Genomic DNA, 14635 nt, shown 5'->3' with positions numbered 1-14635 from the left:
CAACCGGGCGTCTGGGGGCTACCCGTCAGCCAGCAGGGTCCAGCTGTCCGGGTCCTCCTGGCCCAGCCGCCAGAGGGCGACGCCCGCCAGGCCGTACCGGCTCGCGATCTGGAGCTTGGCCCCGTGGCTCTCCCGGTTCTCGAACCAGACCTGGTTGCCCGAGCCATAGTGGAAGTAGGGGCTCTTGGCCGTCCCGTCCCAGCGGAGGGTGAGCCCAGGGGTGAGGCGCCGCTGCTCCTCAAAGAGGGCCATCACCTGGGGGTGGGTGAGGGAGCGGGCCGTCCCCTCCCGGGGCCAGTCGTACCCGTACCCGGCCAGACCCAGGAGGACCCGCTCGGGGCTGAAGCCTGACGCCAACGCGTACTGGACCACCGCCTCCACCCAGGGCGCGGCCGCGATGGGGCCGGGGGAGCCCGTGCGGGAGTGCTGGTCGTAGGTCATGAGCACCACCCAGTCCAGGTGGGGCGCCAGGGCCGGGTAGTCGAAGGCGCCGGACCAGGCGTGGCTCGGCCGGTCCGCGGTCTTGCCCGGCAGGGCCATGGAGAGCTCCAGGCCCTCCTGGTGAAGGCGGGCGGCCAGCTCCTGGACGAAGGTGGTGAGGGCCCCCCGGTCTTCCGGCGGGACGTTTTCCAAGTCGAGGTGGATGCCGGCCGCGCCCCAGTTCCGGGCCTGCTGGACCAGCCCGTCGGCCGCCCGGCGGCGGGCTTGGGGGTCGTTGAGGAGCCGATGCACCGCCGTGCGATCGAAGGCACCGTCCCGGAAGTTCTGAACCAGCAGGTGGGTCTTGAGGCCCGCAGCGCCCGCGTGCTGGAGGACCTGGGCCAGCTGGGCCCCGCTCAGCTGGTCGGCCAGGCGGATGTTCCCGCTGCCGTCCAGGGAGAAGGCCCAGGGCACCACCCCGGTCAGCCGGTCGGCGTTGGCCGCGAAGGAGGACCAGGATGAGAGGGCCCAGTCCTCCACGTAGTACCCCCACACCTGGCTGCCGGTGGTGAGCCTCTGGGAGGGGGCGCCCACCACCAGGCTGGAGACCCACCCCTCCCGGCCATCGCCCAGGCGGACCTGGACCCAGGGGCCGGCCTGGCCGATCTGGGTTACCCGGCTCCCCTGGGAGAGGGTGGCCACCCGGCCGGTGCCGCCTGGGGCCTCCCGGACCCAGGCCTCCTCGGTGCGGATCTCCAGGAGGGTCTCGCCCGCTGCGGGCCCCTCCCCCTGGGGGGCGGGGGCCGTCACCCCGGGGGTGGGCCCGTCCGGCGAGGGGGTGGGGCCGCCCAGCAGGCCGCCCAAGGCGAGGATTCCGATGATGGCCATGGAGAGGGTGTTGGTCGACATGGCAGCCTCCTGGGTCGCTGGGATGGGCGGATCGATCGCCGAGGTCTGCCCACCCCTTCGCTGCCTGCTGGTCCGGGCCTCCCGGAAAGGCCCGGCTGGCCTGGGTTCCCCTGCCAACGGCACCAAGCTGGGCCAGCCTCCCCCAGGCCACCGGCAGCGGATCCTGTCAGGAGCCGGTTCAGGTTGATGGGTGGCAGGGGAGGCCGTATAATGAAGGCACTTGCCGGCGAAAGGGGCTTGGCATGAGCGTTCAGCGGACGGTCCTCCCTTCAGGGCTGCGGGTGGTGAGCCAGACCCTGCCTGGTGCCCGCTCGGCAGCCATCGGCGTGTGGGTGGGCACCGGGTCCCGCCACGAGCGGCCCAGTGAAGCCGGGATCAGCCACCTGCTGGAGCACCTCCTCTTCAAGGGGACGGAGCGCTTCAGCGCGCAAGCCATCGCGGAACGGATCGAAGCCACCGGTGGTGAGATCAACGCCTTCACCACCCGGGAGGAGACCTGCTACCACGCGCTGGTCCCCGCCGACCGGCTGGAGGTGGCCCTGGAGATCCTGGCCCAGATGATCACCGCGCCCCTTCTCGATCCCGAGCACATCGAGATGGAGAAGCAGGTGATCCTGGACGAGATCAGCATGTACGAGGACGACGCGGAGGAGCTGGTCCAGGATCTGATCCTGGAGGCCACCCTGGGGGCCAACAGCCTGACCCGGAGCGTCTTGGGTCGGCCCGCAAGCCTCCGGCAGATCACCCGGGAGGCGCTGGCCCGGTACCTCGCGGAACGCTACACCAAGGACAACCTGGTGGTCGCCGCGGCGGGCCAGGTGGATCATGGGTGGCTCTGCCGCCAGGTGGAGGCCCGCTTTGCCAGCCTGCCGCCCACCTGCCGGACCTTGCCTGAGCCGGTCCAGGTGGCGCCCGAGCCGACCACCGTCATCCGGCGCCGGGAGACGGAGCAGGTCCACCTCTGCCTGGGGGTGCCCGGCCTCCCCCGGGAGCATGACGACCAGTACGCCTTAGCCATCCTGGAGACCCTGGTGGGCGGCGGGACCAGCTCCCGCCTCTTCCAGGAGCTGCGGGAACGGCGGGGCTTGGTCTACGCCACCTACGCCTACCACGCCAGCTTCCGGGAGACGGGGGTCTTCGTCCTCTACGCCGGCTGCCGCCCGCCCAACTTGGAGGCGGTCCAAGGCCTTCTGGAGGCGGAAGTGCTCCGCCTCGCCCGGGGCGAGGTGGACCGGGCGGAGGTGGAGCGGGCCCGGGAGCAGCTCCGGGGCGCGTACCTCTTGGGCTCCGAGGGCAGCGTCAACCGCATGTTCCAGCTGGGCCAGGGAGAGCTCCTCCTGGGCCGGGTGATCGATCAGGAGGAGTACCTGGAGGAGCTCCAGCGGGTCACCCTGGACCAGGTCCGGCGCCTGGCCCGGGAGCTGTTCCGGCCCGAGCGGGTGGGCGTGGCCGTGGCGGGGGCGCCGCCCCGGGGCTGGGCCCTGCGGGTGGCGGGCAGCGGTCAGGGCCGGCAGCGGCGCCGCCGGCGCCGCTGAGCCGATCCTGGCGCGCCCCATGGGAGGAGGAATCCTTTGGATCGGTTGGACGAGCTTTTCCGCATGCAGGCCGCCTTCGACGAGGAGGTGGCCCGGCGGCGGCAGCTCACCTACGACCCGGCCACCTGGGTTCAGAAGGAAGTGCTGGCCATGGTGAGCGAGCTGGCCGAGATTCTCGATGAGGTCAACTTCAAGTGGTGGAAGGATCCCAAGCCCGTGGACAAGGGCCGGCTCACCGAGGAGCTGGTCGACCTGCTCCACTTCTTCCTCTCCACCTGCCTGAAGGTGGGCATCGGGCCGGACGAGCTCTTTGAGGCGTACCGGGCCAAGAACCTGGAGAACTTCCGGCGCATCCGGGGGGAGTCGGACCGGCCCGGGTACTACGCGCCCCCCTCTTGACGGGGAGGCTGCCCTTCCGTATCTTGAAGCTAAGCCCCTGGCCTCCGGGCCAGGGGCCTTCCAGTCGCCTCCCCCGGGCGCCAGCCCGGATGGCCGGAGGCGACGTTCTGTGTTCCAGCGGCCTCTGATCCTTCCGCGCCGCCTCACCTTCGTTCCGTGGAGCGTGACCGTTCCGTTCCTGTTCCTCCTCGGGTGCCTCGCGGGGTCTCCCTGGCCCGGGGCGGCCGCGTCCTGGGAGGGCCAGGCCGCCTGGGAGGGGGAGTGGGATGGGCCTGGGCCGCCCCTCCACCGCCTCCTCTGGGAGGCCGCGGGTCCGCTGGCGCCGCCCGGCTGGGGGGCGGCCGCCCGCCTGGTGGTGGAGCGGCCGGGCCCGGCGGAGGAAGACCGCCTCGCGGAAGGCCGGCTCGCCCTCACCGCCCCGGCCCTCCAGCTCCAACTCCTCTACGACCAAGCCCATCTGGCCAGCGGGGATCCCCTGGCCTTGATCTCAGGAGGCCGGCGGAACCCCCAGCAACCCGCGCTCACCCTGGAGGTGGCCAGCCGGCACTGGGACCTCACCCTGCAAGGGGTCCGCCAGATCGACAACCCCGGCCCCGACGGCGATTTGGCCGCTGCCCGCCTCCAGGGGTGGTGGTCCGGGGGCCGCACCGCCCTCACCCTCTTCCGCCTGGAGACGGGGCTCTTGGGCGGGGTCCAGCCTCCGAACCCGGCCAACCGGGGCCTCCTGCAGGAGCTGGCCTCCGTTGAAGGGTACGTGGAGGCGGGGCCCGTCGAGGTGGGGCTCCAGCTGGTCCACACCCGGACCGCGGGCTGGGAGCAACGGCCCTTGGGCCCCGTCCAGGCCCGGGGGGCGCGACTGGTCCGCCTCCGCAGCCTGCCCTGGCGCCCCTCCGAGCGGCTCCGGCTGGAAGGGGGCCTCTTCCAGACCGACGGGGGCTTCCGCTCCCTTGCGGCCCGGGAGCAGCGGTTGCCCCCGGACGCCGCCGGCTTCTGGACCGACCTCCGCCTCCGCAGCGGCCCCTGGCGCTGGGAGAACCGGTTCCTCCACGCCCGCTTGGGCGGCGGGGGGCATCACTGGGAAGGGGAGCTGCGCAGCCGGCTCACCTGGGGCGGGCTCACCTGGTCCGCCGGCCTGGAGGGGAAGCGGGTCGCCAGTGGGGCCGGTTTGGAGGCGACCCAGCAGCTGGAGCTGGGGGTGGGCCGGTCCGGCCGCTGGGAGGTGACCTGGCGGGGTGGGCCTGAGACGGCCCGGCTGGTGGTCTGGAGCCGCCTGGGCCGGACGGGGGTGGAGGGACGGATCGGGTGGGACCGGGTCTATGGCGGGACCCTCCGCCTGGAGCTCCGCCGGCGGGAGACCCCCTGGTGGCGGGTTGTCTGGAAGGCGCGGGTCGAGCGGGAGCCGGACCGCGCCCTCTTCGTGGAGGCGGGCGCCGATCTGGCCCAGGGGTGGTTCGCCTCCCTCGCGGTGGGCCGGTGGGACCGGGGCCGGTACGACGCCCTCTGGGGCTGGCCCGAACGGCTCACCCTCACCATCGGCCGCCGGTTCTAGAGGGAGAGTGGGCCGCATACCCATCACCGGCGGGGGTGGTCCGATGCGGTACAGCGAGCTGGCCGGGAAGGAGATCATCGACATCGACCAGGGGATCCGCCTGGGGGTGGTGAGTGAGTCGGATGTGATCATCGACACGGAGACGGGCCGGGTGGAGTCCATCCTCGTCCCCTACCGCCAGGGCCTCTTCCAGCGGAAGGAGCTCCGCATCCCCTGGCGGGGCATCCGCAAGATCGGGGTGGATCTGATGGTGGTGGACCTGGCCACCGCGGAGGAGCCGGCCACGCCCGTGCGGTGGGTCCTGCGGTAGCCGCATACGCCTCCCCCTCCGGGAGAGACTACGGGGCGAAGATCGATGGAGGGGGAGAGACGGTGGCCAGAACGGTGATCGGCGTGTTCGACGAGAAGGAGCAGGCGGAGCAGGCGGTCCGCCAGCTCAAGGCGGAGGGGTACACCGAGCAGGAGATCTCCATCGTCGCCAAGGGCGACCAGGAGCAGGGCGGGGACGGCATGGGCTTGAACATGGACGTCTCCGAAGGGATGACCTGGGGCGGCACCTTAGGTGGGATCGCGGGCCTCCTGGCCGGGGTGGGCGCCTTGGCCATCCCGGGTATCGGGCCCCTGGTGGCGGCTGGGCCTTTGGCCGCGACCCTATCGGGGGTGGCCGCCGGCGGTGTGGCAGGGGGCCTCTTGGATATGGGGATCCCTGAAGAGCGGGGGAATGTGTACGAGAACGAGGTCCGCCAGGGTGGGATCCTGTGCACCGTCGAAGTGGAAGACGGTGAGGAGCAGCAGGTGGAGGAGCTCCTGCGCGGCCAGGGCGCGCGCGAGGTGGAGAGCCACCCCCGCTGAGACTCCGGCAGGACGCCCCCGGCGGGTGTCGAAGTACGGCCCCGCGGGCACCCTGGCGGGGATCCGGCGGGTTCCGGCGGCTGGCCCTCGGGCGCCAGCCGCTTCCGTTTGGCGAGGGCCGGGGGCGCCGCACGCTGGAGGTGAGCGGGTGACCATCCGAGTGGTGGTGGCCGGGGTCACCGGCCGGATGGGACAGGCGTTGGTCCGGGCGGCCAGCGAGACCCAGGATGTGGCGGTGGTGGGCGGGGTGGGCCGGCGCCGGGTGGGGGAGGATGTGGGGCTGGTGGCCGGGTGCGGGCCCCTGGGGGTGCCGGTGATGGGGAGCCTGGAAGAGGCCCTGGATCAGACCAACCCCCACGTCTTGGTGGAGCTCTCCACCGCCGAGGCGGCGCCGGAGCACGTGGAGGCCGCCCTCCGGCGGGGCCTGCCTGCGGTGGTGGGAACGACGGGGATCGAGCCCCGGCGCCTGGAAGAACTGGCCGGCTTGGCCCGGGAGCGGGGCCTGGGGCTGGTGGTGGCGCCCAATTTTGCCATCGGGGCCGTCCTCCTCATGCGCTTTGCCGAAGAAGCCGCCCGCTACTTCCCGGCCGTGGAGATCATTGAGCTCCACCACGGCCAGAAGCGGGACGCCCCCTCGGGGACTGCCCTGGAGACGGCCCGGCGGGTGGCGGCCGCCCGGGGGCCGGGCGGGGCGGAGGCGGCGGCCAGCGGCGAGCAGGCCCTGGCCCGGGGCCTTTCGGTCCAGGGGGTGCCCGTCCACAGCGTCCGGCTGCCCGGCCTGGTGGCCCACCAGGAAGTGATCTTCGGCCTGGACGGCCAGACCCTCACCCTGCGCCACGATGCCACCACCCGGGATGCCTTCATGCCGGGCCTCCTTCTGGCCATCCGGCGGGTCCAGAGCCTCCAGGGACCCGTCTTCGGCTTGGATCCCCTCCTTTTCCCGACCGAGCCGTCCTCCTCGGGGCAAGGGCCCGTCCCGGGCCAGTGACCGGCCTCTCCCAGGCGACATATACTGCACCGACCTGGCTGAGACAACCATTCGCATCCTCGCAAGGAGGCCGGCACGATGCCCGAGCTGGACGGTGTGCGGGTCACCCTGCTGGGTGGGGATCGGCGGGAGGTGGAGCTGGCCCGGATCCTCTACCGCTTGGGGGCCTCCCTCACCCTCTTCGGCCTGCCCCGCCCCGGCGAGCTGACCCGAGCCCGGGCGGTGGCCGACGGCCCCAGCGCCCTGGTGGGCGCCCAGGTGGTGATCGCCCCCATGCGGGGGCTGGACCGGGAAGGGCGGATCCCCACCATCCTGGTCCCCGACCTGCCTCCCGTCGCCTTTGACCAGCGCCTCGTCGATGAGCTGAAGCCCAACACCCTCTTTCTGGTCGGGCAGCTCCGCCCGCCCCTGCGGGAGCGTCTGGAAAAGCGGGGGCTGAAGGTGGTGGAGCTGGCCCACCTGGACGAGGTGGCCATCCTCAACTCGGTGCCCACGGCGGAGGGCGCCATCCAGCTGGCCATGGAGGAGCTGCCCATCACCCTCCACGGAGCCCAGGCGGTGGTGCTGGGGGCAGGCCGCTGCGGCCTCACCCTGGCCCAGAAGCTGGCCGCCCTCTCCGCGTCGGTGACGGTGGTGGAGCCCCGGCCCGAGCGGCAGGCCCGGGCCGCGGCCCTGGGCTGCCGGGCCGTGCCGCCCGAGCAGATGGTGGAGGTGTGCGCCGCCGCGCCGGTGATCTTCAACACCGTCCCGGCCCCGGTGCTGGACCGGGCCCTCTTGGAACGGCTCCAGCCGGAGACACTCATCATCGACATCGCCTCCGAGCCGGGCGGCACCGACTTCGAGGCGGCCCGCCGCCTGGGGTTGAAGGCGATCCTGGCGGTGGGCTTGCCGGGCAAGGTGGCCCCCACCAGCGCCGGACGGATCCTCGGCCAGGTGATTCCCCGGCTCATCCGCGACCACCTGGCGGGCCAGGTGGCGCAGCCGGCTGAGGAGGTCCACCCATGAGGCTGGCAGGGAGGTCCATCGGCTTTGGCATCTCCGCCTCCCACTGCAGTTTCGAGGAGGTCTTGCCCCACATCCAGCGCCTGCAGGAGGAAGGGGCGACGGTGACGGCGGTCCGCTCCTTCAACGCGGCCACCACCGACACCCGGTTCGGCACGGCGGAGGAGTGGCGGGCCCGCTTGCGGGAGCTGACGGGCCGGGATCCGGTGGAGACCATCGTGGAGGCGGAGCCCCTGGGGCAGCAGAAGGCCTTCGACGCCTTCGTCATCGCGCCGTGTACGGGGAACACCCTGGCCAAGCTGGCCGGCGCCCTTACCGACACGCCGGTGCTGATGGCCGCGAAAGGGACCTTGCGCAACCTCCGGCCCGTGGTCCTGGCCATCTCCACCAACGACGCCCTGGGGAACAACGCCCGGAACATAGGGATCCTCCTCAACACGAAGAACATCTACTTCGTGCCCTTCGGGCAGGACAACCCCGAGGCGAAGCCAACCTCGTGCGTGGCCGACTTCGACCGGATCGTGGACACGGTGGTGGCGGCGCTGGAGGGCCGGCAGCTGCAGCCCGTTCTCATCGAGCGGCGCCGGCGGGCGGTGCGGTAGCCCAGGGGCCAATCGAGAGCAGGAAGCGGGGGACGTGCCATGGCAGGCGTGCGGGTAGCCATCGTGGGGGCGACGGGGGCCGTCGGGCAGGAGCTGATCCGGATTCTGGAGGAGCGGTCCTTTCCGGTGGCCTCCCTGAAGCTCTTGGCCTCGCCCCGGAGTGCGGGGAGCACCCTAACCTTCCAGGGAGAGGCCCTGCCCGTGGAGGCGCTGACGGCCCAGGCCTTCCAGGGGACGGACTTGGTCTTCTTCAGCGCGGGGGCTTCGGTGAGCCAGGAGTACGCGCCCGCGGCCCTGGCCGCGGGGGCGACGGTCATCGACAACTCCAGCGCCTTCCGGATGGATGAGGAGGTCCCGCTGGTGGTTCCCGAGGTGAACGGCCACCTCCTGGACGAGGGGCCCCAGCTGGTGGCCAACCCCAACTGCTCCACCACCATCCTGGTCATGGCCCTCGCGCCCCTGCGGCGGGCCGCCGGGCTCCGTCGGGTGATCGTCTCCACCTACCAGGCCGTCTCCGGCGCAGGGGCTCGGGCAGTGGAGGAGCTGAAGGCTCAGGTGCGGGCCTGGCTGGAGGGCCGGCCCCTGGAGGCCTCCATCCTCCCCTACCGGGACGGGAAGCGGCACCGGCCCATCGCCTTCAACCTGCTGCCCCAGTGCGACCGCTTCGATGAGCTGGGGTACACCAAGGAAGAGTGGAAGCTGGTCCACGAGACCCGGAAGATTCTCGGGGACCCCGACCTTCCCGTGACGGCCACCACGGTGCGGGTCCCGGTGCTGCGGAGCCACTCCGAGTCGGTCTACCTGGAGACCGAGCGCCCGCTGGCGGTGGAGGAGGCCCGCAGGCTTCTGGGGGAGACGCCGGGAGTGCAGGTGCTGGACGATCCCGAGGAGCAACTCTACCCGACGCCCTTGGAGACCAGCGGGCAGGATCCGGTCTTCGTCGGGCGGATTCGGAAGGATCCTTTTGAGGAGCGAGCGCTTACCCTGTGGGTGGTGGGAGACCAGATCCGGAAGGGCGCGGCCCTCAATGCGGTCCAGATCGCGGAACGGCTGGCCGCGCCGCGAGGGTGGCGAGGGTGAATGGGCATCGTCGTCCAGAAGTTCGGCGGCACCTCCGTCGCCACGCCCCAGCTCCGGGAGCGGGTGGTGGAGCACGTGGCCCGAACCCTGCGGGAGGAGCACCAGGTGGTGGTGGTGGTCTCGGCCATGGGACGGGCCGGGGACCCCTATGCCACCGACACCCTCCTGGGGCTGGCCCGTCAGGTGGGGGCCTGGCCGGCCGGGGGCGCCTCCCGGGAGCTCGACCTGCTTCTCTCCTGCGGTGAGGTGATCGCCAGCGGCATCATGGCCCTCACCCTGCAGGCCCGAGGCTTGCCCGCCCAGGCCCTCACCGGCGGCCAGGCGGGCATCATCACCGACGGGACCTTCGGCAGCGCCCGGATTGAGGAGGTCCGGCCCGACCGGCTGCTGGCCTTGCTGGCCGAGGGCATCATCCCGGTGGTGGCCGGATTCCAAGGGGTGACGGCCGACGGGGAGGTGACCACCCTGGGCCGGGGCGGCAGCGACACCACCGCGGCCGCGCTGGGCGTGGCCCTGCAGGCGGAGCGGGTGGAGATCTACACCGACGTGGACGGTATGAAGGCGGCCGATCCCCGGCTCCTGCCTGAGGCGCCCACCCTCCAGCGGGTGACCTACCGGGAGGCGATGGAGATGGCCTATCTGGGGGCCCGGGTGGTCCACCCCCGGGCGGTGGAGATCGCCATGGAGGGGCGGGTGCCCTTGCAGATCCGGTCCACGGTGGGCAGCGCGCCGGGCACCCTGGTGACGGACGGGCTGAACGGTCCCGGCGAGGCGCTGCCCCGGGAGGCGCCGGCCCGGGCCGACCGGCCGGTGCGGGCCATCGCCCACGTGGGGCCCCGGAGCCGGGTCTGGGCCGTCCCGGCCCGGGGCGAGTTCGACGGCGAGGAGATCCACCAGCTCTTCCAGAGTGTGGCCGAGGCGGGGGTGAGCGTGGATATGATCTACGTTGCTCCCGACCGGCTGAGCTTCGTCGTCGACGAGGAGCTGGGCGACCAGGTGCGGGAGGTCCTCACCCGCCGGGGGGCCCGGTTCGAGGTGACCAGCGGGTTTGCCAAGGTCTCCTGCGTGGGGGCCGGCATGCACGGCCTCCCCGGGGTGATGGCCCGCATCGCCCGGGCCCTGGCCGAGGCAGGGGTGCGGATCTACCATACGGTCGACTCCCATGCCAACATCTCCTGCTTGGTCCGCCAGGAAGAGGTGGGCACCGCCGTGCGGGCCCTCTCCCGGGAGTTCGGTCTCTTGGAGAGCGGGTCCGGCGGTCTTCGGTAAGCTCGCGAGGGAGGTTGGGGAGCATGGCCAAGACGTGGGATCTGGGGCGGGTGCTGACCGCCATGGTGACGCCCATGACCCCCGAAGGGGTCATCGACCTGGACGGGGCGGTCCGCTTGGCGGTCCGCCTCAGTGAGAGCGGTTCGGACGGGCTGGTGATCCTGGGAACCACCGGGGAGGCGCCCACCCTCTCCCATGCGGAGAAGGTGGAGGTGATCCGGGCCGTGGTGGGGGCCGTCGGCGGCGCGGTGACGGTGATCGCCGGCACCGGCTCCTACGACACCGCGGCCAGCGTGGAGCTGACCCGGGAAGCGGAGAAGCTGGGGGTGGACGGCATCATGGCCGTCGTCCCCTACTACAACCGGCCACCCCAGGAGGGCCTGTACCGCCACTTTGAAGCGATCCTCCAGGCGACCTCCCTGCCCGTCATGCTCTACAACATCCCTGGCCGGACCGGGGCCAACCTGGCCCCCGAGACCGTCGCCCGGCTGGCCGAGGCGCCCAACCTGGCCGCCGTCAAGGAGGCGTCGGGGGATCTGGATCAGGTCTCCCGCCTCGTCCAGGCGGTTCCTGAGCACGTGCGGATCTATGCGGGCGACGACAGCCTGACCCTGCCCATCCTGGCCGTCGGCGGTTACGGGGTGGTGAGTGTGGCCTCCCACCTGGTGGGCCCCCAGATCCAGGAGATGATCGGGGCCTTCGTCGCCGGGCGGGTGGAGGAGGCGATCCGGATCCACCACCACCTCTACCCCCTCTTCCGGGGCCTCTTCGTCACCACCAACCCCATCCCGGTGAAGGCGGCCCTGGAGATGGCCGGCTTCCCGGCGGGGCCGCCCCGGCTCCCCCTGCCCCCCGCGACGGAAGCGGAGCGGGAGGCCATCCAGCAGGCGATGAAGCAGGTGGGCTTGCTCGACTGAGACGCCTGCGGTCTGGCAGGGCTTTTCTGGCCCCCTTCGGCGCACCTTAGGGGAAGAGCCGGCAGGGCCAGGAGGGGTTGGGTGGACCAGGGGCTGAGGCCACACCAGATCGGAGGCCTGGTCTTCAACGCCGTGCTGGGGGTGGGGGTGCTCACCATCGCCCGGGGTACCACCGCGGCCGCTGGGACCGCAGCGTGGCTCTCCGTCCTCCTCGCGGGCGGGCTGGCCATGGCCGCGGCGTGGCTGGCGGGCCGGACGGCCGCCCTCTGGCCCGGGTTCAACCCGGTGGTGGGGGCGGCCACCCTCTGGGGCCCCTGGGCCGGCCGGCTCCTGGGGATGGCCTATAGCCTCTACTTCCTGGTCCTGACGAGCATCGCCCTCCGGCTCTTCGGTGAGTTCGCCGCCGTCTTCCTCCTCCCCCGGACCCCCATGGCCGTCACCGTTGCCGCCCTGGCGGCGGTGGTCGCCTGGGCGGGGCGGCTGCGGGTGGCCGCCTTGGCCGGCCTGAGCGATGTCATAGCCTTCATCGTTCTCTTTACCACCCTGCTCTTTCTCCTCATCGCCGCCTACGGGGCCACCACCGAGAACCTGACGCTCCATCTGAGCCGCGGCTGGTCCGGCCTGGTGGCCGGTGTGGGCCCGGGGCTCTTCTCCCTCTTGGGCTTTGAGGTGGTCCTCTTCTTGGGGGCCCACGCGGCCTACCCCCCCAGTCTGGGCCGGTGGACCGCGGCGGGCGTGGCCGGGGCCGTCCTCTTCTACGCGGCCTCGGTGCTGGCCTGCCTGGGCCATTTCAGCCCCACCTTCATCGCCCAGCAGACCTGGCCGCTCCTCAATGTGGCCCGGGCCCAGCGCCTCCCCCTGCGGGTGGTGGAGCAACCCGAGGTGCTCCTGGCCGCGCTGTGGCTTTGGGCGGTCTTCTCCACCGCGGCCATCGCCTACGGGGCCGGATTGCTGGCCCTCGCCCAGGCCACCCGATGGGAGCGGCGGCCCCTGCTCGCGCTCCTTCTCATCGTGCCCGTCTGGGGGCTGAGCCTGCTCCCGCCCAACCTCCAGGCCGTCGAGGGATGGAGCCATGCCCTTGCCGGGCCGGGGGTGCTCCTGGCGGTGGGGGTGCCGGTCCTTTTTCTGGCCAGCCACCGGCTCCGGCAGCGCCGGAAGGACGGGGGAGCGGTCCGTTGATCGCCTCAGGAAGGCTGGGTTATAATGGAGCACAGTGCCGGCCCGGCCAGCGGTTTTCCGGCCCCCAAGGCGACCTGTGGACGGTTGGTGAGCTGGGAAGAGAACGAGGAGGGACGTTCTTGGGCGTACCCAAAGTTTCCGTCATCCCGCTGGGCGGGCTGGGCGAGATCGGCAAGAACATGACCGCCATCGAAAGCCAGGGGGAGATCCTGGTGATCGACGCGGGGGTCATGTTCCCCGAGGACGAGATGCCCGGGGTGGATCTGGTCATCCCCGACATCACCTACCTGGTGGAGCGTAAAGACCGGGTTCGGGGCATCGTCCTCACCCACGGGCACGAGGATCACATCGGGGCCCTGCCGTACGTGCTGCCCCAACTGCCAGTGCCCGTCTACGGGACCCGGCTGACCCTGGGCCTGGTGGAGGCCAAGCTGGAAGAGCACGGCCTCCTGAGCGAGGCCCGGCTCCGGGAAGTCCGGGCCGGCGAGTCCCGGACCATCGGCCGGTTCGAGGTGGAGTTCATCCACGTCAACCACTCCATCGCCGATGACGTCGCCCTGGCCATCCACACGCCCGCGGGCACCATCCTCTACATGACCGACTTCAAGTTCGACCAGACGCCCATCGACGGCAAGGTGACCGACCTGCAGAAGCTGGCGGAGTTGGGGAGGAAAGGGGTCCTCCTCCTGATGGCCGACAGCACCAACGCGGAACGCCCCGGCTACACCTTGTCGGAGCGGGTGGTGGGCGAGACGTTGATGGACGTCTTCAGCCGGACCCGGGGCCGGATCCTGGTGGCCACCTTCGCTTCCAACATCCACCGGATCCAGCAGGTGGTCGACGCGGCCCACCACCACCGCCGGAAGCTGGCGGTGGTCGGCCGGAGCATGGTGAACGTGGTGGGCATCGCGACCCGCCTGGGCTACCTCAACATCCCCGACGGGATGCTGGTCCCCGTGGAGGAGATCGGCCGCTACAAGCCCCACCAGATGACCATCCTCACCACCGGCTCCCAGGGCGAGCCCATGTCGGCCCTGAGCCGGATGGCGGCCCAGGAGCACCGGAATGTGTCCATCCTCCCGGGCGATACGGTCATCATCTCCGCCAACCCCATCCCCGGCAACGAGCGGGTGGTGGGCCGGGTGATCGACCGGCTCCTCAAGCTGGGGGCCGAGGTGATCCACTCGCCCTTCTCCGGCATCCACGCCTCGGGCCACGCCTCCCAGGAGGAGTTGAAGTTCCTTCTCAACCTGGTCCGGCCCAAGTTCTTCGTCCCCATCCACGGGGAGTACCGGATGCTGGTCACCCACAAGCGCTTGGCCATGGCCGTGGGGATCCCCGAGGAGAACATCCAGCTGGCCGAGAACGGCGACCGCCTCGAGTTGACCCCGGACAGCCTCCGGGTGGCCGAGCGGGTCCCCTCGGGCCAGGTGCTGGTCGACGGGCTGGGCGTGGGCGACGTGGGCCAGGTGGTCCTCCGGGACCGGCGGGTCCTCTCCCAGGACGGGATCATGGTGGTGGTGGTCACCGTCGACAAGCGGACGGGCCAGCTGGTGGCCGGCCCCGAGGTGGTCTCCCGGGGCTTCGTCTACGTCCGGGAGGCGGAGGACCTGATGGAGGAGGCCCGCCTCCAGGTGCGGCGGGCTCTGGAACGCCGGGTGCCCGACGGCCTCACCGATTGGCAGTCCATCAAGTCCGAAGTGCGGGAGACCCTCTCCCGGTTCCTCTTCGAGCGGACCCACCGCCGTCCCATGATCCTGCCCATCGTCGTCGAGGTGTGAGCCTCCCGTTCCCAGGAACCTCTTCCCGGGGCGGCCCATACCATGGGTGGGCCGAACCCTTCCGGCGCCTCGGGCGCACGCCTGGGGAAGAGGGATCGAACCATGGCTGATGGCGGGCATGGGATGATGGGGCCGGCGACCCAGGTGGCCGTC

General features: G+C 71.7%; 14 protein-coding genes. 13 read left to right on the top strand and 1 reads right to left on the bottom strand.

Going from position 1 to position 14635, the window contains the following annotated elements:
• Positions 1 to 18: 18 nt before the first annotated feature.
• Positions 19 to 1329, bottom strand: coding sequence for a glycosyl hydrolase family 18 protein (locus tag FWJ67_RS04240; RefSeq protein WP_304172281.1), 1311 nt, complete (start codon positions 1327 to 1329; stop codon positions 19 to 21).
• Between the two features lie 242 nt (positions 1330 to 1571).
• Here FWJ67_RS04240 and FWJ67_RS04235 point away from each other — a divergent pair, with 242 nt between their 5' ends.
• From FWJ67_RS04235 to FWJ67_RS04175, 13 genes are all read left to right on the top strand, one after another.
• Complete coding sequence (locus FWJ67_RS04235) at positions 1572 to 2864, top strand: M16 family metallopeptidase (RefSeq protein WP_304172283.1); 1293 nt, start codon at positions 1572 to 1574, stop codon at positions 2862 to 2864.
• A gap of 36 nt (positions 2865 to 2900) precedes the next feature.
• Entirely contained in the window at positions 2901 to 3263 is a 363-nt protein-coding gene (locus FWJ67_RS04230; protein WP_304172285.1) for a dUTPase, read from the top strand.
• A gap of 109 nt (positions 3264 to 3372) precedes the next feature.
• Complete coding sequence (locus FWJ67_RS04225; RefSeq protein WP_414482361.1) at positions 3373 to 4812, top strand: hypothetical protein; 1440 nt, start codon at positions 3373 to 3375, stop codon at positions 4810 to 4812.
• A gap of 43 nt (positions 4813 to 4855) precedes the next feature.
• On the top strand, positions 4856 to 5122 hold the full coding sequence (locus tag FWJ67_RS04220) for a YlmC/YmxH family sporulation protein (protein ID WP_304172290.1): 267 nt from the start codon (positions 4856 to 4858) through the stop codon (positions 5120 to 5122).
• Between the two features lie 62 nt (positions 5123 to 5184).
• The gene (locus FWJ67_RS04215; RefSeq protein ID WP_304172292.1) at positions 5185 to 5664 is read left to right on the top strand and encodes a general stress protein; all 480 of its coding nucleotides are present in this window, start codon (positions 5185 to 5187) and stop codon (positions 5662 to 5664) included.
• Positions 5665 to 5812: 148 nt separating this feature from the next.
• Positions 5813 to 6652 carry a 4-hydroxy-tetrahydrodipicolinate reductase gene (gene dapB / locus FWJ67_RS04210; protein WP_414482595.1) on the top strand — a complete coding sequence of 280 codons (840 nt, stop codon included), beginning with the start codon at positions 5813 to 5815 and terminating at the stop codon, positions 6650 to 6652.
• A gap of 78 nt (positions 6653 to 6730) precedes the next feature.
• Positions 6731 to 7657, top strand: coding sequence for a dipicolinate synthase subunit DpsA (dpsA, locus tag FWJ67_RS04205; RefSeq protein ID WP_304172296.1), 927 nt, complete (start codon positions 6731 to 6733; stop codon positions 7655 to 7657).
• Entirely contained in the window at positions 7654 to 8256 is a 603-nt protein-coding gene (locus FWJ67_RS04200) for a dipicolinate synthase subunit B (RefSeq protein WP_414482359.1), read from the top strand. The genes dpsA and FWJ67_RS04200 overlap by 4 nt, the downstream gene beginning before the upstream one ends.
• A gap of 39 nt (positions 8257 to 8295) precedes the next feature.
• On the top strand, positions 8296 to 9336 hold the full coding sequence (locus FWJ67_RS04195) for an aspartate-semialdehyde dehydrogenase (RefSeq protein ID WP_304172300.1): 1041 nt from the start codon (positions 8296 to 8298) through the stop codon (positions 9334 to 9336).
• Complete coding sequence (gene dapG / locus FWJ67_RS04190) at positions 9337 to 10605, top strand: aspartate kinase (protein ID WP_304172302.1); 1269 nt, start codon at positions 9337 to 9339, stop codon at positions 10603 to 10605.
• Positions 10606 to 10628: 23 nt separating this feature from the next.
• A complete protein-coding gene (gene dapA / locus FWJ67_RS04185; RefSeq protein WP_304172304.1) occupies positions 10629 to 11522 on the top strand; it encodes a 4-hydroxy-tetrahydrodipicolinate synthase in 894 nt (297 codons plus the stop codon).
• Positions 11523 to 11603: 81 nt separating this feature from the next.
• Complete coding sequence (locus FWJ67_RS04180) at positions 11604 to 12701, top strand: GerAB/ArcD/ProY family transporter (protein ID WP_414482358.1); 1098 nt, start codon at positions 11604 to 11606, stop codon at positions 12699 to 12701.
• Between the two features lie 119 nt (positions 12702 to 12820).
• Complete coding sequence (locus FWJ67_RS04175; RefSeq protein ID WP_304172308.1) at positions 12821 to 14482, top strand: ribonuclease J; 1662 nt, start codon at positions 12821 to 12823, stop codon at positions 14480 to 14482.
• Positions 14483 to 14635 lie beyond the last annotated feature (153 nt).

Source organism: Limnochorda sp., assembly GCF_047459355.1.
Taxonomy (GTDB): domain Bacteria; phylum Bacillota; class Limnochordia; order Limnochordales; family Limnochordaceae; genus Limnochorda.
Note: the sequence above shows the minus strand (reverse complement) of the source record. Positions and strands in the feature narration are given on the sequence as shown.